This window comes from Glycomyces sp. TRM65418 (genome assembly GCF_019710475.1).
GTDB lineage: Bacteria > Actinomycetota > Actinomycetes > Mycobacteriales > Micromonosporaceae > Glycomyces.
Window position 1 is genome coordinate 155,065 of record NZ_JAJFAX010000002.1, and the last position, 24,964, is coordinate 180,028.

The following is a 24,964-nucleotide window of genomic DNA, read 5'->3' on the forward strand; positions in this document are numbered from 1 at the left end:
GCTGATAACGGTGCGTTTGACCCATCACCATGGGCCCATCACCATCAACCCCTCCATTGGCCCGTGACTGGACCCATCACCATCCGCACCCCTGAACGGCAGCATTCACGCAGCGTACGGCCCTCATCCTGCTCCCACCCTGAACCCGACGACATAGTCATGTCTCCAGCGGCTCGCGAAAAATCAGAACCCCAACCGGCCTGGCCTCCCGTTCCCCAGCCTTTCCGTCCGACTCTTCCCCTTCGTCTCTTCCGGTCTCCTGCAACTGACCCGATGGCCGCATCCGGGTCCCAGCTCACGTCCCGCTCACCAGTCGACGGTGGCCGCACTCCGCTCGCATCACCATCGGCACCTGCACCCCACCGAACCGCACGCCAGGCACCGGCGCGAGTCGTAGCCTCACTGCCCGAGCGGTGCCATGACTGCGACTGGAGGAGGGGAGCAGGGTGGGCCCCACCCTCCACAACCCGCCGCGCATTCCGCTCCTGCCTGCCCCGACCGACCAGTGCCACTTCGACCCGTAACGTCTCCTGCCCCAGTCGACAGTGTTCCCGACCGGAGTCTCAGCGACGGCGTTCATACTCGCGCCATAGTTCTCCTGCCGCAGCGCACACTCGAGCGGGACCAGCCCCCTCCTTCTCTCGATTCTTTTGTATCCAGCGGGCACCTCTGGCGTCCCACGGTCGCAGCTTCGGACGGCGCGATGCGAGCCCGACCACGGTCCCGAGCACCTCACCGGTCTTGACGTCCACCACCCGGACCCTGGGCAGACGTACTACCGCCCTGAATTCCAATTCATGGCCATCGACCATGCTGCGGCCCAGGGACTTGGTCGGCGCCGGATCGAGGACGCTGCCGGTGGCGAACGCGAAGATCGCCATCACCGTCGCGGTCAGGATGAGGACCGGGTGGACCCAAATCCGCGGGTCGAGTCCTTCGTGCGCTCCCACCGCTATGCCTCGGGCCCAGAGGGATCCAATGCCGATCGCCGATGCGAGCCCCAGGGTGATGAGCGCTGGGAGGTGGGGTCTGGGCAGGAGGAAGTCCGCTGCGGATTGCACTGCCGTTCGGTGCTGCAGCCGCCGAATCGCTTTGCGGAGCCGTTGGGCTCGTTGGAGCGCCGGGACCGTCAGCAGTAGTCCGCCGAGCACGAACGCGACGAGGAGTCCGAAACTCCACCACCGCGGTGACATCCATTGAGGGCAGGCGCCGTTGCATCCCTGCTGCCAGGCGCTGTCGAGCAGGTCGGCCAACATGCCGACGACCACTGCCGGCCCCGCTGCGGCGACCACCCACCGGGTGGCCTCCGCGCTCGACCGGGTGGTCGGATGCGTGACCATCACCAGGTTCAGAGCGTAGAAGAGGGAGAGCACGGCGGGGCCGAGGACCATGCCATACAGGGACAGGCCGAGTAGCACGCGACTGGAGAGCTCCGTTTCCCCGGCGAGCCTCGAGTAGAGGAAGGCGCACACGGTCAGGGCACACATCGCATAGAACAAGGTCTTGACGATCGAGGCGGCATTGATGTGGGCGTATTTTGCTGAGGGACCGAGTTCTGGCTTGCGGCGGCCGGGGCCGTCCTGGCGTTCGAGGTAGAGGATCAGGGCCGTGAAGGCGAAACCGGCGAGGACCGCAGCGAGCGACCCGTACATCTGCGCGGGCGGTCCCAGGTTGACCACTTGAGCCATCGGCTGGACGGGTTCGTTGACCATGGGGGTTGAACCTTTGCACTGAGGGTTTACGGATTCGGCAGCGCTGGGGGAGCGGCCAGGAAAGCAGTGCCGCACTGAGAAACGACGACAGCTGAATGCGGGCAGTCTCGCGGTCGTCATCCCAAAACGGTCACAGCGGCCACCGTTCGGACTTGTGACGGGTTCATGAATCTGCCGCAGTCAAGTCTCGGTCCGTCCTCGATGGCGGTCGGCAGCGGGGTGAATCGCCGCCCACCGGCACGTGCACCACATTGAGCTACACGCGGAGCACCCTCGTGAGCCGCAGCGTCACTGCCCGGCTGGCGACATGATCGCGACGAAGGCGCGCGCAGGGTGGGTCCCACCCTCTCACCGTTGGCCGCGCATCCGCGCCCACTGCCGGTAATACCTGTGTACTCACTTCATCAACCACATATCGAGCCGCAGGCCCCGCCTGACCGCTCCGGACCGCTCCCGGACCTCCCACCAGATCGCTGGTCGGAACCAGAAGCACCGCAGCGAGGCGGACCACCGCGACTCGAACCCGCGACCCGCGACACCCACTTCTGGGGGTCGCGGCACTGCCGTGCCCTGAATAAGGGCACCACACCACTGCTCCCCGCCCGCGCACTCGCTGGTGCGCGGGTTTCGCCATACCCACTATCAACCGCCCTAAGAGAAAGGGATCGCGCCATGGCGCATGACTGGAACCCCGGCGACCGCTGCAAGGTCCGCCCCGTCTATACCCTGCCCGCCTCGACCAGGTCCCACTACAAGATCCGGTCCCCCTACTACTGCATGGCCACCGTGAAGTTCCTCCAGCACTCGATCGGACACACCACGGTGTTCGTCGAACTCGACAGACACGAGCAGCTGCCGCTCGCCGGTTGCGACCGCCTCCAGGCCGCCAGCCTGTTCGAACTCCACGGCGCAGCCTGCCAGTGCCGGCGGTGCCGTAAGACGCCGTCGAACTGGCGGGCCGAGCCCTGGCCCACCCGTGCCAAGCGGGTCGCGCGAGCGCTCCTTCGATGGACCGGCCGCGCCCTCGCTTGGTGCTGGCGAGCTCTCTGGGAGCCCTGCCCGCCCGCCAAGGCGACCGGCAAATAGCCCCCGCTCGGGCTCTCCTCCAGGGGCGCCCGCTGCGCCCGTGCGCCATTCGAACGCGCAGCGGCACCGGCCGGTGCCGCTGCTTCAGCGCCCGCATTGGGGGCACGAATGAAAGGATCACCAAACATGGGATACGAAGCCAGCTACGAGGGCCGGATCGACCTCGACCCCCCGATGGACGCGGAGGTGTGGGAGCGCCTGCTCGACCCGCACCCCAACTATGGAGCCATCAAGCCCAGCGTCCGCAAGATCGTCGACCCGATCCTCATGCCGGTCCTCTCGGAGGACCGCCGGCACGTGGTCGCGGTCGAACCGAGCGAGTACGGGAACAAGCCTTCGGCGATGCACGGGGCGCTGCGTCACTTCGTGTGGTGCGCTTCCCTGTTCGCTTCCGAGGAAGGCCGCTTCCAACGATTCGCCGGCGGCTTCGACGCCTGCGGCGAAGACGGCGACCGGTTCCGAGTAACCGTGGGGGAGACCGACCCGATCCACACCGAGGACCTCGGCGAGAGCGAGTAACCGCCGACCACTTGCTCCCACAAAGGGGGGCGCAACCGCTGGTTGCGCCCCCTTTCTCTATGCCCAGCTGCACTTCGACTCGATGAAAGGAACTGAAGACATGCATTCCGACGACCTCCCCACCGCGCTGCGGGCCTGGTTCGCAGCGACCGCCGACCACCTCCACCGCGGCCGCTGGATCATCGCCTGCTGGCAGACCCCGCAAGGCCGCCTGACCGTCGCCGAACTCCCCGAGGCCACCGCCTGTCTCGACGACCTCGACGGATGCATCATTGCGCCAGATGAGCCGCTCCCGGCGGCCTGGCTCACCGAAGCGCTCGACTTCCACCTCCGCATGTGCGACCACGTGCCCGCACGGCCCACCGGTCCCTTCGGCCTGGTCGGCGTCGGCCTGGCCGTAACCAAGCCCGCGTTCAAACCCGAACCCGAACTCGAACCGGACGCGTGGGAAGCGGCGACCGAGCACGCCTGGATCGTCTCCGACGACGGCGCATTCACCGTCGAGCTCTACCTCCACGCTGCCGCGGTCGGGCGCTGCGAGGTCGGCGACCCGCTGTGGTGGGACCGGCAAGAGCTCTTCGAACCCCTGGAGCGCTACCGCGCCGCCATCACCGGATGGCCGCCGATCCTGCCCGCCACCACGAATCCGGCGCTCCCGGTCCCCGCATCGAGCCCGGCTGACTGGCTCGGCCCTCGATGACCCACCGGCCACCTCCTCCGCTTGCGGCGCACCCGAGAGGGTGCGCCGCTTCCCGTTTCCGCACCAGTGAAAGGAACACGACCATGACCGCCTACACCACCATCGAGCAGGCCGCCTGGACCCACGCGGCCCGCATGGCCGCGACGATCTGCGAAACCGACTGGGACACCATCCTGGAACGCCTGCCCCGACTCGACGGCTACCTGCCCGGTGAACTCATGGCCGCCGCCGCCCGCCTGCACCTGGCCGACGACGTCGCCGCCGCGACGCTCCAGCCCTACCGGGCGGCCACGTCGCTCTTCGAACTGCTCGGGGAGGAGCAGCGCCGCCAGCTGACCGACGCCGAAGCAGCGCTCCGCGTCCAGGGCTACCTCCACCCCTCCCGGGTGCGCCTCCTGGTCGAACCCGTCCAGCGAGCCGTGGCCGACCGGCACGAGGTCCGCGGGGCTTTGGCCGACCTCCTGTACACCGCCCGCACCGTCCTCGAGGACATGTGAAGGCAACCGACCACAGCAGGGGCCGCGCAGTAGCGGCCCCTGCTGCCATACCCGGCACTACACCGGGCGGTATCGAGCAGGAGCAGCAGACCACGGCAGCTCATCCACCGATACCACCACCGGCCCGCGAGCCGACTGCGCCTGCGCGCCGGCATTCCCCGACGGCCGCGACCACCTGGTCGCGGCCGTCGCCGTATCCACCAACGCCACGAGAAGGAGCACCACGAGCATGCCCGACCACACCAACCCTGCCCGCGAATCCGGTCCAGGCCAGCGCAGCTGCGCAGCAGCCGACTGCGCCAGCGGCCAGAGGCCGCCGGACAGTTACGACACCTGCGAGGACTGCGCCGCCACCGCACTCGTCGAACACGAACAGCAGCGCCTGCACGCACAGGTCGCGGAACGCGAAGCGCGCCTGGCGAACCGCACCCAGCCCCGGCACCGGCCTCTTCTGGCGGCCCTGCTGGAGCGGTTCGGCCCCGGTGCCCGGCTCGGCATGGCCGCAGTCCACGGCCTGCGGCCCGGGGATGTATTCGCCTGGCCCTGCGCCCAGATCCGGTCCGTGACCGAGGCTGACCGGCGCGGCTACGGCCAGCGGACCTTCGAGGTCGTCTACACCCACGACGCCGACGAGCCCCTGCCTGCCTATGAGGTTCACCTGGTCTTGCGCCCGGGCGACACGCAGGTCCCGTGCGGCGGATGCGGACGGACGTTCATCGACGGCTGTGTCGATGCCTGCCACGACCGGTTCATCACCGAGGACGAGGTCCGCGCCGTCTTCGCTGAAGCGGGCATGGCCGCACTGACCGAGCCCGACGGCGCGTAGCCCTCGGCCGCAGCCGGTGCCCCTACCAAGAGGACCCGGATCGGTGCCCAGCGCCCGTGCTCTACCGAGTCCCATTGCGCCGGACTGCCGCCCGGCTTGGTGCCGCCCGGCAGTTGCGGTGTCCTTCGTCCCGGCCCCGCTGGGGCCGGACGCCGCCATGGGCCCGCAACGGCCCGGCGGCCCGCACGCCCGCACACGGCGGGCCCAACCCGCAATTTCCGACGGAACACGACACGAAAGGAGGGTGTCCATGAACGACACCCACACGCAAGCCGACACCGACACCGACGAGTTCGAATCGAGCGAGCACCAGCGCGTCCGCAACCTCCTGCAGGCGTTCCGCGCCGGACTGGAAGCGCTCGAGGCGGCCCGGGACACCGAGGGGTCCTTCCTCTACACCGAAGTCCTCGCCGCACTCATCGAGGGCCACCAGGTGCTCGCCCGCAACATCAGCGGCTTCGCGTACTTCGTCGAGGACCTGTGGCCCGAGAACGTCGGCCGCCACGCCACGGTGACCGCCGCGCAGATCAGCGCCGCCACCTTCCCGCTGGCCTCGCTGTACGGGCAGATCACCTGCCTGCCCATGGAGGAGGCGAAGACCCGCCCGCTCCCGGCCCGCGCCGCCGCGTAGGCCAGTCCAGCCGCCACCGAGGGGAGCCCGTACGGGCTCCCCCTCGCCCGTCCCTGAAAGGAACGACCGACCGACACCTGATCGATGCGTCCTGGCGGTGCGAACGCACTGGTCCAGGCCACTGAACTTGGCTCGACATCCCCTGGGAGTCGAGCCATGGTCATGCACGCCAAATCAATCCTGAAAGGACAGACCGTCATGGCTGCGAAGAAGAACGAACCGGCGATCGTCAAGATCGCCACCTTCCTGTCCGAGCACGGCGATTTCCACGACCTGGAGGCGATCTGCGCCGACTCGCGCGTCGCGAAGTCCACGGCCGAGCGCACCCTCGCCAAACTCGTCGACTCCGGCGCGGTCGTCACCCAAGACCGGGAGGGCACCGCCGTGTGGCGGTGGGCCAACCCGGTCCCGACCGCTGAAGTGGCCCCGACCGAGGAATCCCCGCACGCCGAGGACACCCGTCCCGACGAAGGCGACACCACCAGCACGGACCGCGCCATGAGCGAACCCGGCCCTGAGGCCGGGGACGCCCACGCGGTCCAGGCGGCCGAAGCCGAGACGGACCCGGCTGTCGAAGAACGGGCCGATGTGTCCGAGGCCGACCCGTCGGCAAGTGAATCAGTGAGCACCGAGCCCGACGAAGGCGAGGCTGACGGCCCTGCGGCCGGCAGCGGCACGGAGGAAGCCAGAGGAGGCGCCGCTGACGGTCACGCGGACGCCGAGCTCGACGGTGCCGCCGCGGAGGAATCGGAAGCGGCGGGGGTAGCGTCGACCGACGCCGCCGGGGTGAGTCTCCAGCCGGTGCTGCTGGAGCACGATCCGATGGTCATGCTCATGGCCCGCGTCTTGGCCGAGGCCACAAAGCCGTTGAGCACCAGGCAGGTCGCTGAGGCCGCGTACATGCCCATGGGCACCCGCGAGGTGCTCACCGCACTCCGGGCCTTGACCGCCAGTGGCTTGGCCGTCTGCTCGAAGCCGTTCGCGCCGACCGACGAGGACTGCAGCTGGCAGCGGAACGCGGGTCTGGAGCCGGACGCGTTCATGCGCTCGGCTCGGGGTGTTCCCATGGCCGCCGCGCCGGACAGGGTCACCTGCCCCATCTGCGGCCATTCGGCCGTCATCCCCGGCGTCACGAGGCCCCGCAAGCGGGGCGGCGACTTGCGCTCGGACGGGTCGCGGAAGCTCCCCGCCGGGGGCCTCAAGCGCCTGGCCAGGGAGTGGTTGATCCGGGAGGAGAACGCGGGCGACCTGATCACCCCCGGGCAGCTCAAGCGCGAACTGCGCGCCGAGCATGGCGACCAGGTCTCCCGCAATTGCGATGGTGCGCTGCGCCAGTTGATGGCCGACCAGTTCACCAAGGCCGACCCGGCCGACGCCGACAAGCGGCCCCTGCTGGTCGAAGAGGAGGGCATCACGCCGCTCACCTACCGCATCCGCGACCTGGCCTAAGGCCCGCTCGCGGTGCCTCAACCCGATTCCCAAGCGGTGCCGCCGCGCCCTGCCCGGAAACTTCCGGGCGCGCGGCGGCACCGCACCCAACTGACCGAACGAAAGGAACCATCCTGATGGAAATGGAAGCGACGCACGGCGTCGGCGAGGGCTTCATCGCCCTTCCCGAGGCCGAGCGCCACTCTGGTCGCTGGGGGACGGTCTGCCTCACTGATGCCGAGGGCATCCCGCTGCCGCTGCACGGCATCACGTCGGGACGGGCCGTCGCCCTGACAGCGACACCGCTGCCCGACACCGACAGCATCACGTTGCCGATCAAGCGGGAACTGCTGGGCACCGGCGCGCTCTTCACCGAACCCGTGGGGCTCAAAGGACGCAGCGCGACCGGCGTCGGAGTCCGCCCAGCGAACGGAAGGCTGACCGACTGGCTCTTCCCCGCCACCGTCGCCCGCCTGCTCGAGCGGCGCGTGTTGCTGGAAGCGCACCTCGCCTGGCCGGCATGCACGTGCGGCCTCCTCGCCACACCAGGCGACCCGACACAAAGGGGCTCGCGTGAGTGAAGCGATCACGATCCTGCTCGGCGAGGGCATCCTCCGGCGCCTGCAAGTCCGGACGGTCCACGGACCGGTCCTGGCCGTCCAGCTCCTGGTCGAAGGCGGGCCCGTGGCGCTGCGCGCCACCGGCCTCCCGGACGAGCCGGTCGTCTTGGTCGCCGTCCACCTGCGCCACCGGACCGGCAGGCCCCGGCAGCGCCGCGGTCATGTGCTGGTGCGCCGCACCACCGTCGAGACCGATCACGCACTCGCCGCTGGCCGCCTCCTGCTCTTCCCGAGCTCCGGCGACGCGCCGATCGACGCCGTCACCGTCCAGCCCGAGGATCCCGGCCGCGGTACCTGGCTGGACAAGGGCGCGCTCGAGGTCCTGGCGGGCAAGCCGGTCCGGCTCGAAGTCCGACACCTGCCGTCGAGTCTGGCGGCTGACCGATCAATCGATTCTGCAATGGAGTGAACGCTATGGCTGTAGCGAACTGCGTTCTCGCTGAAGGACGCCTTATCCAGTACGAGCCCTACCTGCCGGGAACCGACGACCACCTCAGGGGCATGGTCGGCGTCCTCTCCCCGATCACCGGGAGACGACGTGTCCTTCACGCGGTTCCTGTCGGGCAGACCGGGCTGATCATCGCGACCCTGACCGGACCGAGCAACCTCGAGGGCACGGTCCCGCTGGCCGCCTGCGCCGCCGACCGGCCGTCACTGGTGCTGGCCGCAGGGAGCATCGGGGCGAACACGCCGATCCCGGGCCGCAGCGGACCGGCCGACCTCGTCGGCTGCGCCCCAGGCGAGGGGACCGGTCCATGCGAGCTGCGCCCCGAGACTGAAGCCGTGCTGGGCCGCCTGGTGCGGCTCGAAGTCCACGCCCCCGGCTGCGCCTGCAAGCAGGGCCTGACCACCGTCACCGGGCCGGGCTCGCGAACGGAGGTCGGCGATGGCTGAACTCACTGCGCCGTTCGACCTCGGCGAAGGGGTCTTGACCTGGCCGCCGGAGGAGCGGCTGCTCGGGCGTTTCGGTTCCGTCGGCCTCAACCTCGGCGGCGACGCGTACGCGACCTTCCCCGATGCGCCGATCGGGGCACTGGCGCGCATGAGCGCCACGGTCCTGGAAGTCCGGCAGGCGCTGCTCAGGCCCGATCCGGTCCGCCAGCTCGCGCCGACGACACCGGAAGCGGGCGAGGAGATCGACCTGGGCATCGGCTGGGTGTTCCGGCCCGACCTCGCCGGGCAAGGACATGTCGCCATCGGCCTCGCCCCGCTCGCCCAGTACTGGCGCGGGAACGAATGGCTCTCGCCCACGGCCCTCTATAGGGCGCACAACCACTACGTCCGCCTCACGCTCCACCCCTACCGGGGGTTCACCACGGACGTGACGCAAACGGCGGACACCGCTTAAGCGGCGCCCGCCTACTCCGAAGAGCACGGTGCGGCCAAGTCCCGACTGGAATCTGGCTTGGCCGCACCCACCACACGAAAGGAACCAGTGCAGTGAACCTGCCAGTTTACAAGTCCGTGGGCGCTTTCGCCTCCCTCGAACCGGGGACCGTCACCGCCCTCATCCCGACCCTGCTGGGTCGCTTCCTGTCCGAAGAAGTCATCGCCATCGCGACCGGCCCGAAAGGCCCGGTCCACACCTCGGTCTGGCCGCTGGCCGACCTCTACGACGAGGCCGGTTGTGACCGGCTCGAGACCGAACTCGACCCGGTCCCGGCCACCTGGCTGTGGCTGATCGGCTCCAGCGCCGACCTGACGAACGTCGCCGCCGCGGCCGCCGGGCTCCTCGACTTCCGCGACACCCCTAAGTGGAGCGCGGGCTGGGGCATGCTCGCCGTCACCGCAGACGGCGGACGCTGGGGCTACGTCGATGACCACGTTGACCAGACCGACCACCACCTCCTGCGCCCCGTCCCTGCGCTCGACCCGCTCTGGGCGCACCTGACCGCACTCGCGGTGAAAGCCAAGTGCGCCACCGCGCTCGAGGCCGCCGCGCTCGGTCTCGGGCCGGTCGAGGACGACGACGAAACCCTGGCTCTTGAGGGCATCCTCGCACGTCTGCGCGGCCACGCCGCCGAGGTCGACGCCCGGCGTTTGGCCGTTGAGGATCGGGCGAGCCTGCTCGCCTGCCTCGATCGCCGCGGGCCGGCCACCGTGGCCGAGGCGGTCAACCTCGGTCGGGCCCTGGAGGCCTCACTCCCCTTGAGGGAGCAGGCGATCGAGTGGATCCTCGCCGCGCCGCCCGCCCGAACCCGGACTGGACTGTGGTGCCAGATCGCCCGGCACACCTCCGGGTCGGCGCGCACCCTCGCAGCCACCCTGGCCGGGCTCGCCGCCTGGCGAACGGGCGACCTCACCACCGTGTGCGCCGCCGTGAACGTGGCCTACGAAGGGCGGCGGGAGCAGCCCGCCGCGCAGGTCCTGGCCGAACTGGTGTGGACCGGCATCGGCGCCTACGCGCTCATGCCATCCCGTCACGAAGGGGAAGCCATGCGCCCACCGTTCGGTTCCCGCGAGCCGCACCGCCAGGACGACGAGCAGAAAGGGCTGGCCTGACATGCTCGATGCCGACACGCACCAGCAGATCAACGCCGCCCTGCGGCAAACACTCGCCAACTCCATGCCCACCTGCCGGGGCGGCATCGTCGCCGTGTGGGACCTCCCCAGGCGGTACCAGGTCGCCCTCATGGACGACCTGGCGGCCACGTTCGTCGAACACCGCATGGCCGGACTCGACATCTTCGCCGCGTTCGACGCGCTGGTCACCGAGCTCCGCACCGACGACCACACCCAGATTGAGGAGCACCTGATCGGCCTCGGCCTGATCGGACACGCCCACATGGGATCGCGGGGCCGCGTCGCTTCACTGCTCGCCCTGGTCGACGGGTGGTCGCACGAAATCCTGTGGCCGCACGCTCAGGCGATGCCGGTCTGGGAGGTCAAACCGGTCGCCGACGTCGACGATGAGGACTGCGCCGTCTACCTCGCCGCGCTCGCCGACCTGTTCAACGCCCTCACCGGCCGGGCCGAGGGAGGTGCACGATGAGCCGAGCCTTCCACGAAGCGTGCAGCACCGCGCTGCGCACGGCCATGGCCGACCTGATCGGTAAGCCTCACGGCGGCTGGGCGCTGCTGGGCTGCATCACCACGAGTGAGGGGCGGACGGGTTGGGCGCACCTTCCCGGCCTCACCCGGGCGCTCCAGGCCGCCTTCGACGCCCGCGCCGCGATCACCGAGGTCTCCTACGGGTCGATCTTCGACGCCGCCGCCGACCTCGCCAGGGCCCTCCCTCCCGATGGCGCTCCCGGCGGCGGGGCACTGCGCGGGATCGCGCTGGTGTGCAACATCGACGACGCCGACCACGGCAGGGTGTGCATCGCTGACGCGGTCTTCGACGACGCCTGGATCCACACCGTCACCTGGAACGCCAAGGCAGCGGCGCCGACTTGGGAGGTGCTCGCCCCGCCAGAGCAGACCGCACCCGAATCCCGCCAGCACCAGGCGCTGTCCGCACTGCTGGCGGCGGTCTTGGTCCAAGCCGGGCAGGGCGCACGGCTGGTCGGCGACGACCAGGTGGCGCTGAGCGTGTGCCTGGCCGACCGGCTCGATGCGTGCATGGCCGCAGGGCTCCACATGGTGTTCGTCATCGTGCGCACCAGTAGCGGTTGGGAGGCCCTGCCCGCCACCGACCTGGCCAAGCGCGTCGGCGCGAAGGTCAGGGCCGGGGCGGGGCCGCTGGCGGCACTCCGGTCGGTGATCGCCGAGATCACGGCGAACCCGCCCGTGCCGGTCATTGACCTGGCCGGCATCGGCACAGTCATCCACCACGACCCAGACGACGGCTCCGTCGCCACCGTCGCGGTCGACGACCGACCGATCACCGCGCACCTGGTCGCCCTCACCGACGCCGCACTCCACTCCGGAGCCTGGATCCACGGTGAGGCCCGACCCGACTGGCAGATCCACCCGCGGACGGTGCTCGACACCGAATTCGCGCCGGTCGACGCCACCTACGCCGCGCTCCTCGAAGCGCTGCGAGGGACCCGCCACTGAACCAACCCGATCCACCCGGGGCAGGCGCCTTGCCTGCCCCGGGCTTTCACGCTGCGCCCGGTCACCAGACCGAGCGCCGCAGCACCCGAGGCCCCGGGCCTGTTTCGACGCCTGGGCGGACAACACCACGCCGATCGCCTGATCGGACCGATTCTGAAAGGACTCCGCGATGAACGAGGACAACCTGGTCATCTGCGACCAGGCCACCATCATCCGCGACTGGGGCTGCGTCTTTGCACGCCTCCGCTACCCGATCGCACTGGTGGCGGACGTGGACGACAACGACTACTTCGACGCCAAAGGCGCACCGACCTACTGGGCCACCCTCACCTACTGGCGGCACGACTGCATTGAAGGGCCCAGCCGGGAGATCTGGCTTGACAGCGGCGACTGGGGCATGTCGCTGACCGGCGACCCCGCCAAGCGTCACCTCGACCTGCTCAACCTCGAACGGTTCCTGCTCGAACGCAATATGCCCTGGGCCGAGCCGGTCGACCCGCTGCACGAAATCATCCGCGCCGCCCGCCTCCTACCGCTGTGCGAGGCCGCCTACACCCGCAACGACCAGGCTGTGGTCTTCCATGCCTGGCTCTCCCGAATCCGGGACCTGGCGATCGCCCTGTTCGAGGACGATGTCGAAGCCGTCGAGTTCACTGACGTCTTCGACGCCGCCACCGCCCGCCTTGGCGACCGGGCCGCCGCCCTCACCACCATGAGCCACTGGTCTACGCCGACACTGGGCGCCCCGACCCCGCCCGGCTTCGACGACGCCAGCACCTGGAGCCCGAACGACCAGCCGACCGACACCAACACCGAAGAGGAGGATGACCGGTGAGTACCTGCGCCACCTGCGGTCGGGCCATGCCTGCGGCCAGCTCCAGCCTGTACTTCTGCGCCATCGAGTGTCAGGAGCGCTTCCAGGAAGACGTCCCGCTCATCGGCGACCCGCGCGTTACCGGGCCGACCACGATCACCGATCCGTGGACCGACCTCACCGGTACGCTCGCCAATGCACTTCAGGAGCGGCTGCGTCCCTACCTGAACCGGACCGCCCCGATCTGGCCCCACGGTCTCGACGCCCGCACTCGGGCCAACGTCGTCCAGATCCGCGACGCCGCCGCGGCGTTCGACGACGGACTCGAGGGCGAGGGCCTGGAAGAGATCGCCACTGGCCTGGCTGCACTCGTCCACGAGGTCGGCGGCGTCAATTTCGCCGGCCACCACTGGTGCTTCACCCGCGGGCACAACGGCGTACCTGTCATCGATCCGCCAGCGCCCGGGCAGATCGCTTACCTCTCGCACCTCTCGGCCCGACCCGGCCGAGCCGGGACTGCCAGTGACTCCGGCCCGGCCGTCGCGGTCACCGCCCACCAACCCTGCTGCCCCAGGACCAGCACCGTCACCGCGGCCGCTCCCTGCACCGCCGCGCCTGGCGACTTCGCCGACGCCATGGACGAACACACCGACTACCTCCGGCAGGATGCGGCTATGGCTTTGCCATGGCAGCTCTGCTCATGCCTGGCCGGACGACTCCCTGGAAACCGGGACCTGCCCGAAGCCCCGGTGGACATCGTCTTCATCTCCGGGGACGACCTCGTGCGCGAATACTGGGAGGTGTTCCGAGCGCACCACTTCCAAGTCCGAGTCATGAACCCGCTCGACTGGATCCCCGGGCCCGAGGACACGGTCGCCAGCCACATCGACCTGTGGACGCTCCGCCGCTCCCACCGAAACCACCAGATCGAATTCGCCGTCGCCGAGCACGACCCGGCCAGCCTCGGACCCGACCGCGACACGAACCGTAAAGCGGTACTCGTCGAACTGATCGCCACTTGGCGACGCTGACCAGCGCACAGGCGTGTGCGGGACCGGGGCTCCGGTCCCGCACACGTCGCCCTTGCTCTTTACCTGAATAGTCCACTAGGGAGTGACTTGGGTCCGCTACCCAGTGCTGTGCTCGATGCGGCACCAACGCCGCAGAAGCGGCGACGGGGCGGCGGACATGGGCGCGGAACCGATCTTGAGCAGTGTCCCACCACACCGGCATGAGCGCTCTCGCGAGTGCTCAACGCGATCACCCCCCACCAGCGGCCGCCAGCGCCGTCGCCACCCACCACCCGGCCAGGATCGGCGGCCCCATCGGCACCAGGGACGCTTTCGGCTCGCGCCCGATTCGCGAAAGCAAGAGCGACATCGAGGCGAGCAGGCACGCGATCACGAGGCCCGCCCAGACCGCTGTTATCGAGAACCATCCCAAATAGAGCGCGACGACGCCCAACAGCGCGACGTCTCCAAGACCTACCGTGTCACCGGCCGCCTTCCACCACATCCACCCAAGCACGGCGACGACCAGCCCAGAGAGAACCGCCTGCCCCAGACGTCCGGCGCTGCCTGACCACCAAGCGTCAATGCTGAACTGCGCGAGAGCTGCGACAGCTAGGACCGCAAGGATCGGGAACGGCAACAGCATCGAACGCACATCGATCGATGCCAGACCCGGAGCAGCAGCCGCGAGCAGCACGAAAGCGACAGACGCAGGCCGAAGCGGCGCCACGTGCGCCATCGCTACCGCGCTGACCAACGAAGCCATCGACACACCTGTCAAGGCCCACCATTGCATCCGTCGCGACTTCCCAGCCGCCAATGCATTCGCAGGCTCGAGAACATCGGCGATCCGCCACAGGACGATCGCGATCGCAAGGCCGCTGAGTCCCACTCCCACCTGCCCCATGCTGCGAGAGTATGCGTCTCAACAGGAACTGTCAGTAGGTTGGCTCGGCAGTCTCACAACAGCTGCCCTACCTCGGGTCGTCGAGTCGCACCCGTACGAGCCGCGGGGTGCTCAGTGCCCCTGGAAGGCGCCGGCTGCCATGGCGGGCCATGGCCTTTCTCGAGCAAGCACACGACCGAGGCATCCTGCGACGCGTCGGAGCGACGTACGAGTTTCGGCACGAGGCACTCCAGACCTACCTCAGCGGGCCGCGGGAGGCCCGTCTTCATTCCGAAAAGCCTAGTAGCAGCGTGGATGGTCCTCCGAGGCGCCGGTTAGTGCTCCTCGGCCTTGACCCAGGTCACGTTGTCGGGAAGTGATCCGGTGGCGACGTACCGCTCGGCTGCGGTGCATGCGGTCTCATAGGAGACGCGTGCGATCGAGGTCGGGACCCACACCAGCGGTTCGGTAGAGGCTTCGCTCACGATGACCACCTGCGGGGTGTACCCCTCCTCGACTCCGACCAGGTCGTCGGGAAGCCAACGGAGCGCGCCTGCGCCGGTCTCGGGGTCGAGGTCGACGCGGAGCACCGGTTCGCGCATCGGCTGGTCCTCGTCAGCGGAGTCCTGGACGCCGACGAGGTAGCTCATGCCATGTGTGCCTTGAGGATTCGGCACCTCGGCGTCCTCATTGAAGAGCCCGGAGAGGTCGTCAGGGTCGGCTATCGGCTCGTAATTGATGTCGTGCTGGACTACGAATACAGCATCGAACTGGCTGGCGCCGGGGACCGGGGCGCTCAAGTTCCAACCGGACCCAGTCTCGTCGCGGTCGTCGTCCGGGTCGGTCTCGCCCAGATCAAGCGCCCACACCGGTGTCCCCGGTCCCTCGAAGTCTGAACCGGGCGGCCACTGCATGACAATCGAGGGCACACTGCCGTCGCTGCGACGCCGTGGCGGCTCGATTCCCAACTCCTCGACCGCGAACCGACCGAGCTCCCGCGAGTCGACTCCGGCCTCATCACGGGCGCGGAGCGCCTCGAGCAGGGTCGGGTCGTCTGTGACCTGGTGCTCGGTCATTTCAAGGCCTCCCCAGTGCCGCGGTAAATGAAGCGCTCCGTATAGCCATTTTGCCGTGCCGCCCAGATGCGGAGGGTGCTGCCCTGCGGGAGAATTTTCGCGATATTCGCATCGCACCGCCACTGGTCCTGGTCTTCCGATCCGCACGGCGGGATGTTGATGCACAGGACGGTTTCCTTCACTTGATGTTGGCGCATGATCGCGGCGGCGTGGCCTTCGATGTGCCAGCGGGTGGTCATTCGCTCGTCGCTCGCCCATGGCTCACGGAGGTCGCGCGCATGGTCGGCTGGTCCTGTCCCTGCTTGGACGGTGCCGGTGATCGGACGGCCGTCACGGTCGTAGAGTCTGCCGCGGGCCGAGACTCTGCCGTTGCGGTTGATCGGCCAGCCGACGCGGCGGGTCTCCTCGATACAGGTTGGGTTCGGCCGGTCGGGTCGGAAGTTCGGAACGGGCGAATTCCGCGACCACGGCCGATCTGGCTCCGGCGATGGGGTCGGGGTTGCCGGTATTGCCTTGTTGCTGCCCGCGGTCCCGGTGCCACCCTGGCCGCGTGCGCCTTCAACAGCGGCCAGCGCCGCTTCAAGCCGCTCGCCAACTCCAACTGCCTGTGCTTGACTTTCCCCCATACGGTCGCTCAATGTGTCGAGGAGAGCCGCGCAGTTCTCGAAGCCGAGAGCGGCAACCCGGCCTCGAACCTCGGCGATCTGGTCCTTCGTGTTGCCGAGTTGCGTGAGGAGTTCGCGGGAGCGGTCGATCATGGACCGGATCGTGGTGATGAGGGTGTCGATGGAGGGCATGGCGGGGATTCCCTGCGTAAGTCGCGCGGCTTGATCGCCTAGGAGCGGGTCACGGCGTGGTTCCTTCGAGCGCTCGTGTGGCAGGACTCGCTGGCGAAGGACGATCCGGTCCGGCCAATTCGTGCAAGGTGTGTCGCCCTTCTTCCGCGATGTCTTCGAGGCCGCGGACGCCGGTAGCGACGCGAATGACTCGCTGAATTTGCTGCGGCAGGCGGCAGGCTCTGGCAGCAGTGATCGCCTCGGGCAGGAGTCGCGCGGCGTCGGCCGTCTCCCCGGTGGCGGCGAGGGCTTCGCAGGTCGTGATCAGAGCTATCGCCTGCCATTGCGGCGCGGAATTTGGGGCTCGTTCGCTCTGGCGCCACAAGGCGTTTGCGGCTTCGGACCGGCGGCCGAGGTGCAGCAGTCCACGTAGGCGTACTTCGGCCACGATCTCCTCGTTGAACAGCGGAGAGGGAGCCGCGATGGCGGCGAGCTGTTGGGCATCGGTCACGGTGGTATCGAAGAGATCATCAGCGCCTGCGTCAGCTGCGGCGCGGGCGAGGGCGACCAGCACCGTCGGTCGCATGCCATCTCCAGCGATTGCCGCGCTTTGTCGCAGCCTGCGCACCGCTCCGTCGAGGTCGCCTGCTTTGCGGAGCTCGTTGCCGTGCGAGCGTAGTGCTTGGGCGTGGAGATCAGCATCCGCTAGATGCTCGGTCAGCTGCAGCGCCCGACCGGTCCATTGCGCCGAGATCGAGAGGGCCTGGACGGGCAGGATGTCGCCGAGGTACACCCCGAGGGCGCTGCGGGCCCGAGCCAGGAGCGAGATCATGGCAGGCTCCACGTGGCCTCGCTGCACCCGGTCTTCCAGGCGCAGGACCAGCGGCCACAATTCGTTGAGGGCCGCGGCGGGGCGACCGGCGTTGCGGGCGATGCCGGCCAATCGCAGGGTCGACTCGCCGAAGGCGAGCATGCCGCGGTAGTCGGCGTCCTCTTGGTCGGTGACGCCGAGGACGTGCGGTGCGATCCCGAGGTATTCGGCGATGCGGCGGCGTTCACCGACGTTGGTGATGTCGCGGCGACTGTGCTCGATCTGGGAGATGTAGCTGTCGGTGTAGCCCAGGTCGTTGGCGACCTCGGCCTGTGTCGCGCCGGTGATTTTCCTCCAGGCCGTGAGGATGCGCGAGAGGTGGCCGGTCGCGAGCGCGGCTTGGGCGTCGGGGCGCAGCCACGGCAGAATGGTGATGCGGCTCGCTGAAGTCCCTGGGAGGTCGAGGGGCTGGCCGCCTGAAGCCCGGCAGGCGACGCATGGCGAGCCGTCGTGGAGTTCGGTGCCGCAGGTGCCGCAGACCAGCGCCATGGGGCCTCACTCCAGGCCCAGCTCGGTGCACCACTTGGCGATCGCCGTCTTGTAGTCCTCGGGCATGTTCAGCCCAGGCACCTCGGACGGCTTCCAGAGCTGGGCGCGCTTGTGCTCGTTGCTGACCTGGGGCGGCTGATCGGACAGCACCGGGCAGCCGTAGACGACTACGAAGACATCAACGGCGGGCCGGTCTGCGGGCTCAATGTGGTAGAGCCAGCTATGCAGGATGCTCCCAACCGCCGTGCTCCAGCCGGTCTCCTCGTAGATCTCCCGGATCAGACATGCCTCCGGAGTCTCGCCGACTTCGAGCTTCCCGCCGGGCAACTCCCACTCGTGTCGCTCGTTCTCCAGCAGCAAGACCTGGTCATTCCAGATCGTCACGCCCTTCACCGACACCGGGAAACGCGCTGGCTGCCAGCTGAAGTCGTCAGATTCGCTCGCCATGAGCACTCCCAGATCGTGGTGGAATCAGGTCATTCGGACGCTAACACGCGCCCCCGCACAGCGGTACCTCCGAGAACCCCAGCGGAGTTGACAGTTTGTCAAGTTGCCCGAGCCCTGACAGGAGCCTGGTTGACAGATCGTCAAGTTGCGCCTCTTGCCCTGTCCTGTACTGACCCCCGAGAGTGGAGCGAGGAGGTGTTGCCCATGTTGGACTTCGACTTCGAGGTCTTCCGCGTCGATCCCTGGGACCCGAGCGCCGTAACCACCGCGTTGCGCACGCACGGCATCGCGACGGTCGAAGGGATCGTTGATCGCGACGACCTCACCACCGCCGCGGCCGCGCACATGCGCACACGGACGCACCGAGACGCCGAACTCGACAGCATCACCGACATCCGCCCCGATACGCGGCTCCAGGCGCAGGCCGCTGGGATCGGCTTCAGCCGCGAAGGGGTCGCGCCGCACACGGAAGGCACGAGCCTGCCGCGCCCGCCGCAACTGCTGTTTCTGGTCTGCGCCCGGCCCGCGCCGCGCGGAGGTGAGACAATCCTCGTCAACGGCGACGCCGTCCGGCGAGACCTCGCGACCACCGACCCTGGAGCGCTCGCCGTCCTGAGCCGCCCCGAGGCGGTCGGCTTCGGAATAGCCGGCCAGCGCGCCCCGGTCTTCGAGGAAACGACTCCCGGCTCGATCACCTTGCGATACCGCGATGACGACCTAGTCCATCTCGAACCGGCAGACCGGTGGGCATGGGAGCGGCTGCGTGCCGCGGTCGCGAGGCGCCAGCAGCGCTACATGCTCCGGCAGGGCCAAGGCGTGCTGGTGGACAACATGCGCTGGCTCCACGGTCGCACCGGTTTCAATGGTGAACGGCTCATGTACCGCCTCATAGGCGATCGCCTCGATCCACCTGAATCCGCCCTGCAAGCAATCCACACCGCAAGACAGTCTGTCAAGAGGGCGTGAGATGCCTGAGTTGCGGAGCAAGAAACAAGGGCGCGCCCTAACGGCACGCCCGCAACGTCTAGGGGAGGAGACTAGCCAGCCTCGACGTCGCCATCACCCGTGGAAAGCAGTGCGAGAAAGTCGGGCTCAGCCAGGTCAAGGACCGGCGACTCCTGGCCCAGCTTCGAGTCGCGCACCTGGAACCCTGTGTGGCTCTTGCGGGCCTCGACGCAGTCACCGTTACCGGAGCTGGAACTCCGGGTGCTCTTGCGCCAACCCCCCTGGTCAGCGGCCATCGGGTTCATTTCGGTTTCACGTCCTTCAATTCTTTGGCGATACGCTTCGTGCTGACCTCAGCGCTAAGGGCGACGTCGGCCATGAGCGCATCAAAGGTGTCCTTGAACAATCCTATGTCAGGGTCTTCCTCGTAAATCGCGGCGGCGGAGCTGTCGATGTACACCACGGAGGGCAGCGGTTCGGGCAGGTGGAACACGGTATACCCAACAACGATCCCGGCGGCAAGATGCGCCCAGCTCTCGCGAGGCAGCAGTCGCAGAGTGACATTTGGCAGCCCCGAAACGGCCAGCAAACGTTCGAGCTGTTCGGCCGTGACCTCATCACCACCGACGCGCTGATCGAGGATGCTTTCGTGCATCAGCAGCTCGACTTCGGGTGCGTTCGGAGACTCCAAGATCCTGCTCCGCAGCAACCTGGCTTCCACCTGACGCTTCACGGCCGTGGGGTCATGTTTGTTCGGGCCGTTACTGATCAGGGCATGAGCGTAATTCCGAGTTTGGGTGATGCCGGGTGCCACCACGAGTTCGAGGATCTGAACCTTCGTGGCTTCGCCTTCCATCCAGACGTTGTTGGCGAGGTTATGGATGTATGGCTTGAACCCGTCGACCCATCCTCGCTTTGGAGCGTCCTCGTTCATCTCGATCAGGCTCGCCCGCTCGATGGGATCGTCGATGCCGTAGAGGTCGAGAAGATCGATGAAGGTGTCACCGGGTATGGGGTATTCCCCAGACTCATACCGGCTGATGGTGGCCGCCGTCTTGCCGAGGTGGTCGGCGACGCCAGCAGCCTTAAGCTTCCGCTTCTCGCGAGTTTCCCTCATGAGGCTCGCGATATAGCGAGCTCGGGTGGTCGGCGGATTGGATTTGACCACAACGTTCTCCCTGGTAAAAGCATGGTTGCTGTTGCGACATGGTGGCCCCGACATCATCCCCGAAGGCTGCCGATCAGAAGGCAGGCGGGGTGCAGCGTAACGCTCGGCGTAGACCCAGAGCCTACTTGCTTTTTTATGTAACTTGTGTGAGAGTGTAATCATGACAACCCTCACTCCTCGCATCACTGATGTGAAGGTTGTGGTTGCCACAGTTGCCTACAGGCAGGGTCGCGTGTTGAGCGGTGCTGATGACTCGCAGTCCGGCAGGGTTCTGTCGGTCCACCGCGAGCGGCCCGGGGCTCGTCCGAAACATGCGGAAGGTGGGACGGGCGGGCCCTACAACTTCATTCCCACCACATAAAACTGGTGGCCCGACCTGCGATGGGATCTTCTTGGCGGAGGATCATCGCGGTCGGGCCACCTCAGAAACCATGGAGGTATGAGCTCCGATGGCTGCATCCATGCTACGCGCGGAAGTCCTCGCGCACCAAGCTCAGATCAGACTCGACTACCACTCCCAGTACTCCCGAGGACTCTGGGGATTCGGCAGAAAGCGCTGCTGGAGCTGCGATGCGCTCTGGCACGAGGCCGGCTGTCCCGGCCGCTTGGCGGCTATGGCCGACTTCCTTGCACACGCCAGCGAGACGGTGGTGGTCGCGGCGGTCGCAGCCAAGCTCATCACGGCCCCTGAAGCCGATCGAGCCTCCTGCCGTTCCAAGAAGAGCGCCGCACCCGAACCGGAAACCGCCCCGAACTCTCCACCACCGTATCGAGGGCAAGCGACCGTAGTCGAGCCAGGCGCGCAGCCCACCAACCCGATCGAGCGGGAGCTGGTGAGGAGCATGACCGCAGAGGAACCATATTCCACTGCCGGTCGGGCACCGCTGGAGGTTTCGCTGTGGTCCGCACGCTAACCGCCGATGCGCCGCCGGTCGAGCAGGTGCACGGCGTCCGCCTGCCCGGCGGCGGTGTGGTCCGGCTGGCGTTTCGCACCCGGCCGGGCATCGATCTGGTCACCGTCCACACTGCCTACAGGGACGATCGCCTGGTCTGCGAAGTGCGCAGGTTCGACGCTCCGAGGCCGGTCGTCTGGTTTGCCAACGGGTTCGGCTCGCTGCTGTCCCGGCGCTGCAACACCCTCAGGAGGTGTGCCAGGAGGCTGCACTTCCTCACCGCTGATCCTGATGCGCTGTCGTTGGTGCCGCGTCTACCGGGTCCCGAGTCTGAGTGGTTCAACGTCCGGGGCACGCAGGTCGCGTTCACGCCGAACGCGGCGGCCCGGTGGGTCACGCTCTACACGATCGTGGCCGGCGAGCCGGTGTTCGTCGCCCAGGTCGCTCGAATCGAGGACACCGGTCGCGCGGTGCTGCGCTTGGCCGAGGCATGGGTCGAGCGGGTCGATGCGGCAACCGGCGACCTGATGGTTGCTGCGGGGGTCCATGTCTGGGATGTGGCGGTGGCTGCTCGCGCCGAGGAGGTGCGCACGTGGTGACGCGGATTCACATCGGTGGCCTGGATCTGGAGTTCGGGGACCGCGTCCGGCGCTATCGGGTCTACGCCGTACCTGAGGTCGATGCCGTGGCCGTCTCCAGGGTCTATCCCGATCCCGAGCACGGCCGGGACATCGCCTCGGCCTCCGGCCTCGATTCGGGACGACCTCGCTTCGATCTGCCGTCGAACTGGAACGACACCCAATCGAGCGTCGCAGTAGACGAGATCGTGCTGCTCTACCTCGCCTGGAAGGCGCGTGTCGTCGAGGAGGAGCACCGGAACGCCTCCCGAGATTGGCAGGGACCAGCCGATGCCCAGTGACCTATCACCCGCCGGGCTCTCGAGTGAGGACGAGCGATCGCGCCAGAGCGGCGCGGACCGGCCCACGCTGAAGGCCACCATCGCCGGGTTGGACCTGGTGGGCACGCGGTACAGCCCGAGCCTGGTCACCATCACCGAAGAGGCGACCGGGCACTGGGTGGCGAACGTCGCCCGGCTCCCCAGCGGCACGCGCGTTGTCTCCCACAACTACCGCTACCGGGACCAGTTCGGCGTCAATGCGTTCGACCCGAACGGATGCGACGCACGCGAGGCGCTCAGCGACCACGCCACGAAGCTCTGGAACTAGAAGACCGCCGAGACGCCACCCGGCCGCACCACAAGCGGGGTGCGGCGACGACCCCGATCACGGCGACCTACTCCCAGCAGGTCCCGAGTCGTCGCCGCACCCTCCCACCAACGTCATCGACAGGAACACCACACCCATGCAGCAACTCCAGGACGCACCGACCACCGTCCGTCAACCGCAGACCATCGATACCCGCGCCCGCATCGCCAGCATCGAACTGGGCCACTACCGCTTCTGCGTCGACTACGCCGCCGACGACGACGGCACGCAGCACTTCGACCTTGACGTCGACGGCGTGCATTGCTCGAACACCCCGATCTGCTGCATCAGCGTCCACGCCGACGGACGCATCACCTGCACGTTCAACACCGATGCCGAGACGATCGGCGTCCGCCCCGGCTCAGACCTGACCCTGGCGCTGCGCGATGCGATCGAAACGCTGGCATCGCTGATCAACAGAGCCGCCGTCCTCGGTGACCACGGCGTGAAACTGACCGGAGCTGGGCACTCGCTCCTGCGCGCCGTCGCTGCCCGCCCCATCTCCCTGCACCCGCCCAAGGCCAGCGCCGCGCCGTTGTGCCACTTCTCGCTGGAGGCGCTATGAAACCCGCCAGCGTCTCCCGCCTGGTCACCGTCATCAGCTTCGCCCTGCCGGTCCTGACCGCAGCCACGCTGGTGTGGCTCGGCATCACCGCCGCCCTCGGCGGCCTCGACGGTTCGATCGATCGACCGCTGGCACTGGCCGGCGTCGCCGTCTGCGCCCTCGGCATCACCGGATGCGCCCTGTGGGCCGGCGCCCTCGTCCGCGAGCGCCGCCGCCCACCCATCGGCAACCGCCCTATGTAGGACCACTGGAAACGAACCCACCCACATGACCATGCAGCAGCTCCACACCGACCTCCTGGCCGTCCCTGGCGCCATCCTCGGCGTCGCCCTGGTCCTCATCGCGATCGCTCGCTTCGGGACGGTCAACCGCGCCAAGATCCGCATCCGGCTCAACAAACTCGCCTGGATCGCCCTCGGCGTCGGCACCGTCGGCCTCTGCACCTGGGGCTACCTCGCCTCACTTCTTCCCTGACCCGCAACCCGAAAGGCACACACCCATGCTGCGCCGCACCTCTCGCACCCTCCCGGCGATCAACCTCGTGCTCCGGCTCTTCCAGCGCCGCACCGACCCCGGGGCGGCCTATGACCGGCTCCTGGACCGCCATGACATCGACGAGGCCGCCGACCCCGGCTTCCACGCGGGGATGCGGGTCCTGCTGGGCCAGGCCGCCGCCGTCGACAACTTGTCACCGTTGGGCTGGTTCTCCTTCTACTCCGATGTCGAAGGGCGGTTGCGCAACCGCGCCCGCATCCGCGGCCTGCTCGACCAGTACCCCGAGATCCGTCGCACCCCGATCAGGGCACCGATCATCGTCGTCGGCCTGCCGCGGACCGCCACGACGTTGACCCACCACATCCTCGCTGGCGTTAAAGGGGTGCGGGGCCCGCAGCTGTGGGAGTTGATGCACACCAGCCTGGCCCTGCCCGATCACGAACGCCGCCAGGTGATCCGCAGCGTCGACGCTGCGATGAGCATGGTCACCCGGCTGGCTCCGGCCATGCGTGTCATCCACCCCCAGCGGGCGACCCTGCCCGATGAATGCGCGTTCTTCCTGCCCCACGGGGAGCAGCACCTCGCCCGCGCCCCCATGCCCGCCTACGAGCACTGGCTGCGCACCGAGCACGACTTCGCGCCCGACTACGCCTACCTGAAGGAAGGATTGCAGGTCCTCCAGTACGGGCGGCCTGCGACGCGGTGGGTCCTGAAGTGCCCCACACACCTCGGCCGCTTGCCACTGCTCATGTCGCAGTTCCCCGACGCGACGATCGTGTGGACGCACCGCGACCCGGTCACCGTCATGGGCTCGATCTGCTCCCTGGTGGAGACCAGTAGGGCGATGCACCTGCGCCGGCTCGGGGACGCCGACCGCCGCGATATCGGGCGCATGGCCTTGACCACGATGTCCGGGCTGGTCGAGCGCGCCCGCACCGACCGCCTCACGATCCCTCCAGCGCAGATCATCGACGTGCCCTACCCGCTCCTGACCGCCGACCCGCTCGCCGTGATCGAGCAGTTGTACGGCCTGCTCGGGCTGCGATGGACCGACACCGACGCCGAGCGTGTCGCCTCCGTCGAGCGGCGTGGCACCGGCCGCCGCCACGAATACGGCCTGGACCAGTACGGCGTCACCGAAGCCGACATCGCCGCCGCCTTCGGCGACTACGCCGGCCTCGCCGACCGCAACCGCATCGGCTGACCCCCAAGCCTCGCCGGAACACCCGACGCCGCGCCGCGCCCC

General features: G+C 68.3%; 32 protein-coding genes. 24 read left to right on the forward strand and 8 right to left on the reverse strand.

What is annotated here, in order from left to right:
• Positions 1 to 563: 563 nt before the first annotated feature.
• Complete coding sequence (locus K3N28_RS05725) at positions 564 to 1,712, reverse strand: hypothetical protein (protein ID WP_228091526.1); 1,149 nt, start codon at positions 1,710 to 1,712, stop codon at positions 564 to 566.
• Between the two features lie 672 nt (positions 1,713 to 2,384).
• On the opposite strand from K3N28_RS05725, the gene K3N28_RS05730 reads away from it, so the two are divergent.
• From K3N28_RS05730 to K3N28_RS05805, 16 genes are all read left to right on the forward strand, one after another.
• Positions 2,385 to 2,798 carry a hypothetical protein gene (locus K3N28_RS05730; RefSeq protein ID WP_228091527.1) on the forward strand — a complete coding sequence of 138 codons (414 nt, stop codon included), beginning with the start codon at positions 2,385 to 2,387 and terminating at the stop codon, positions 2,796 to 2,798.
• 126 nt (positions 2,799 to 2,924) lie between these two features.
• The gene (locus tag K3N28_RS05735; RefSeq protein WP_228091528.1) at positions 2,925 to 3,317 is read left to right on the forward strand and encodes a hypothetical protein; all 393 of its coding nucleotides are present in this window, start codon (positions 2,925 to 2,927) and stop codon (positions 3,315 to 3,317) included.
• Positions 3,318 to 3,417: 100 nt separating this feature from the next.
• Positions 3,418 to 4,017, forward strand: a complete 600-nt coding sequence (locus tag K3N28_RS05740) for a hypothetical protein (protein ID WP_228091529.1) — start codon at positions 3,418 to 3,420, stop codon at positions 4,015 to 4,017.
• A gap of 83 nt (positions 4,018 to 4,100) precedes the next feature.
• Positions 4,101 to 4,514: a hypothetical protein gene (locus K3N28_RS05745; protein WP_228091530.1), complete on the forward strand. Its 414-nt coding sequence runs from the start codon at positions 4,101 to 4,103 to the stop codon at positions 4,512 to 4,514.
• 229 nt (positions 4,515 to 4,743) lie between these two features.
• Positions 4,744 to 5,340: a hypothetical protein gene (locus K3N28_RS05750; protein ID WP_228091531.1), complete on the forward strand. Its 597-nt coding sequence runs from the start codon at positions 4,744 to 4,746 to the stop codon at positions 5,338 to 5,340.
• 250 nt (positions 5,341 to 5,590) lie between these two features.
• Entirely contained in the window at positions 5,591 to 5,971 is a 381-nt protein-coding gene (locus K3N28_RS05755; protein ID WP_228091532.1) for a hypothetical protein, read from the forward strand.
• 198 nt (positions 5,972 to 6,169) lie between these two features.
• The gene (locus tag K3N28_RS05760) at positions 6,170 to 7,420 is read left to right on the forward strand and encodes a hypothetical protein (protein WP_228091533.1); all 1,251 of its coding nucleotides are present in this window, start codon (positions 6,170 to 6,172) and stop codon (positions 7,418 to 7,420) included.
• 116 nt (positions 7,421 to 7,536) lie between these two features.
• Positions 7,537 to 7,980, forward strand: coding sequence for a hypothetical protein (locus tag K3N28_RS05765; RefSeq protein ID WP_228091534.1), 444 nt, complete (start codon positions 7,537 to 7,539; stop codon positions 7,978 to 7,980).
• On the forward strand, positions 7,973 to 8,428 hold the full coding sequence (locus K3N28_RS05770; RefSeq protein WP_228091535.1) for a hypothetical protein: 456 nt from the start codon (positions 7,973 to 7,975) through the stop codon (positions 8,426 to 8,428). Before K3N28_RS05765 ends, K3N28_RS05770 begins: the two co-directional genes overlap by 8 nt.
• 5 nt (positions 8,429 to 8,433) lie before the next feature.
• Positions 8,434 to 8,913: a hypothetical protein gene (locus K3N28_RS05775; protein ID WP_228091536.1), complete on the forward strand. Its 480-nt coding sequence runs from the start codon at positions 8,434 to 8,436 to the stop codon at positions 8,911 to 8,913.
• Positions 8,906 to 9,367 carry a hypothetical protein gene (locus K3N28_RS05780; RefSeq protein ID WP_228091537.1) on the forward strand — a complete coding sequence of 154 codons (462 nt, stop codon included), beginning with the start codon at positions 8,906 to 8,908 and terminating at the stop codon, positions 9,365 to 9,367. Before K3N28_RS05775 ends, K3N28_RS05780 begins: the two co-directional genes overlap by 8 nt.
• Before the next feature lie 92 nt (positions 9,368 to 9,459).
• Positions 9,460 to 10,521 carry a DUF4192 family protein gene (locus tag K3N28_RS05785; RefSeq protein ID WP_228091538.1) on the forward strand — a complete coding sequence of 354 codons (1,062 nt, stop codon included), beginning with the start codon at positions 9,460 to 9,462 and terminating at the stop codon, positions 10,519 to 10,521.
• A gap of 1 nt (position 10,522) precedes the next feature.
• Positions 10,523 to 11,011: a hypothetical protein gene (locus tag K3N28_RS05790; RefSeq protein WP_228091539.1), complete on the forward strand. Its 489-nt coding sequence runs from the start codon at positions 10,523 to 10,525 to the stop codon at positions 11,009 to 11,011.
• Positions 11,008 to 12,018, forward strand: a complete 1,011-nt coding sequence (locus K3N28_RS05795; RefSeq protein ID WP_228091540.1) for a hypothetical protein — start codon at positions 11,008 to 11,010, stop codon at positions 12,016 to 12,018. The genes K3N28_RS05790 and K3N28_RS05795 overlap by 4 nt, the downstream gene beginning before the upstream one ends.
• Positions 12,019 to 12,187: 169 nt before the next feature.
• Positions 12,188 to 12,853 carry a hypothetical protein gene (locus tag K3N28_RS05800; RefSeq protein ID WP_228091541.1) on the forward strand — a complete coding sequence of 222 codons (666 nt, stop codon included), beginning with the start codon at positions 12,188 to 12,190 and terminating at the stop codon, positions 12,851 to 12,853.
• Between the two features lie 26 nt (positions 12,854 to 12,879).
• Positions 12,880 to 13,863, forward strand: a complete 984-nt coding sequence (locus K3N28_RS05805; protein WP_228091542.1) for a hypothetical protein — start codon at positions 12,880 to 12,882, stop codon at positions 13,861 to 13,863.
• Between the two features lie 229 nt (positions 13,864 to 14,092).
• On the opposite strand, the gene K3N28_RS05810 is transcribed toward K3N28_RS05805, so the two are convergent.
• The 5 genes from K3N28_RS05810 to K3N28_RS05830 form a co-directional block, all read right to left on the reverse strand.
• A complete protein-coding gene (locus K3N28_RS05810) occupies positions 14,093 to 14,749 on the reverse strand; it encodes a hypothetical protein (RefSeq protein ID WP_228091543.1) in 657 nt (218 codons plus the stop codon).
• A 314-nt stretch (positions 14,750 to 15,063) separates the two neighbouring features.
• Complete coding sequence (locus K3N28_RS05815; RefSeq protein ID WP_228091544.1) at positions 15,064 to 15,804, reverse strand: Imm1 family immunity protein; 741 nt, start codon at positions 15,802 to 15,804, stop codon at positions 15,064 to 15,066.
• On the reverse strand, positions 15,801 to 16,601 hold the full coding sequence (locus K3N28_RS05820) for a DddA-like double-stranded DNA deaminase toxin (protein ID WP_228091545.1): 801 nt from the start codon (positions 16,599 to 16,601) through the stop codon (positions 15,801 to 15,803). The genes K3N28_RS05815 and K3N28_RS05820 overlap by 4 nt, the downstream gene beginning before the upstream one ends.
• Positions 16,602 to 16,650: 49 nt before the next feature.
• Positions 16,651 to 17,940 (reverse strand): helix-turn-helix domain-containing protein, encoded by a 1,290-nt coding sequence (locus K3N28_RS05825; RefSeq protein ID WP_228091546.1) that lies wholly within the window; start codon positions 17,938 to 17,940, stop codon positions 16,651 to 16,653.
• Between the two features lie 6 nt (positions 17,941 to 17,946).
• Positions 17,947 to 18,387, reverse strand: coding sequence for an NUDIX domain-containing protein (locus tag K3N28_RS05830; protein ID WP_228091547.1), 441 nt, complete (start codon positions 18,385 to 18,387; stop codon positions 17,947 to 17,949).
• A 204-nt stretch (positions 18,388 to 18,591) separates the two neighbouring features.
• On the opposite strand from K3N28_RS05830, the gene K3N28_RS05835 reads away from it, so the two are divergent.
• A complete protein-coding gene (locus K3N28_RS05835) occupies positions 18,592 to 19,353 on the forward strand; it encodes a TauD/TfdA family dioxygenase (RefSeq protein ID WP_228091548.1) in 762 nt (253 codons plus the stop codon).
• A 71-nt stretch (positions 19,354 to 19,424) separates the two neighbouring features.
• Here K3N28_RS05835 and K3N28_RS05840 read toward each other — a convergent pair whose 3' ends face one another.
• Together K3N28_RS05840 and K3N28_RS05845 are read right to left on the reverse strand one after the other, a co-directional pair.
• On the reverse strand, positions 19,425 to 19,637 hold the full coding sequence (locus K3N28_RS05840) for a DUF397 domain-containing protein (RefSeq protein ID WP_308062108.1): 213 nt from the start codon (positions 19,635 to 19,637) through the stop codon (positions 19,425 to 19,427).
• Positions 19,634 to 20,500: a helix-turn-helix transcriptional regulator gene (locus tag K3N28_RS05845; RefSeq protein ID WP_228091550.1), complete on the reverse strand. Its 867-nt coding sequence runs from the start codon at positions 20,498 to 20,500 to the stop codon at positions 19,634 to 19,636. The genes K3N28_RS05840 and K3N28_RS05845 overlap by 4 nt, the downstream gene beginning before the upstream one ends.
• 898 nt (positions 20,501 to 21,398) lie before the next feature.
• On the opposite strand from K3N28_RS05845, the gene K3N28_RS05850 reads away from it, so the two are divergent.
• From K3N28_RS05850 to K3N28_RS05880, 7 genes are all read left to right on the forward strand, one after another.
• The gene (locus tag K3N28_RS05850) at positions 21,399 to 21,992 is read left to right on the forward strand and encodes a hypothetical protein (protein ID WP_228091551.1); all 594 of its coding nucleotides are present in this window, start codon (positions 21,399 to 21,401) and stop codon (positions 21,990 to 21,992) included.
• Complete coding sequence (locus K3N28_RS05855; RefSeq protein ID WP_228091552.1) at positions 21,986 to 22,312, forward strand: hypothetical protein; 327 nt, start codon at positions 21,986 to 21,988, stop codon at positions 22,310 to 22,312. Before K3N28_RS05850 ends, K3N28_RS05855 begins: the two co-directional genes overlap by 7 nt.
• Positions 22,302 to 22,619 (forward strand): hypothetical protein, encoded by a 318-nt coding sequence (locus K3N28_RS05860; RefSeq protein WP_228091553.1) that lies wholly within the window; start codon positions 22,302 to 22,304, stop codon positions 22,617 to 22,619. Before K3N28_RS05855 ends, K3N28_RS05860 begins: the two co-directional genes overlap by 11 nt.
• A gap of 136 nt (positions 22,620 to 22,755) precedes the next feature.
• Positions 22,756 to 23,223, forward strand: coding sequence for a hypothetical protein (locus K3N28_RS05865; protein WP_228091554.1), 468 nt, complete (start codon positions 22,756 to 22,758; stop codon positions 23,221 to 23,223).
• Positions 23,220 to 23,465 (forward strand): hypothetical protein, encoded by a 246-nt coding sequence (locus K3N28_RS05870; RefSeq protein ID WP_228091555.1) that lies wholly within the window; start codon positions 23,220 to 23,222, stop codon positions 23,463 to 23,465. Before K3N28_RS05865 ends, K3N28_RS05870 begins: the two co-directional genes overlap by 4 nt.
• Positions 23,466 to 23,490: 25 nt before the next feature.
• The gene (locus K3N28_RS05875; RefSeq protein ID WP_228091556.1) at positions 23,491 to 23,697 is read left to right on the forward strand and encodes a hypothetical protein; all 207 of its coding nucleotides are present in this window, start codon (positions 23,491 to 23,493) and stop codon (positions 23,695 to 23,697) included.
• Between the two features lie 25 nt (positions 23,698 to 23,722).
• On the forward strand, positions 23,723 to 24,922 hold the full coding sequence (locus K3N28_RS05880; RefSeq protein ID WP_228091557.1) for a sulfotransferase: 1,200 nt from the start codon (positions 23,723 to 23,725) through the stop codon (positions 24,920 to 24,922).
• Positions 24,923 to 24,964: the final 42 nt, after the last annotated feature.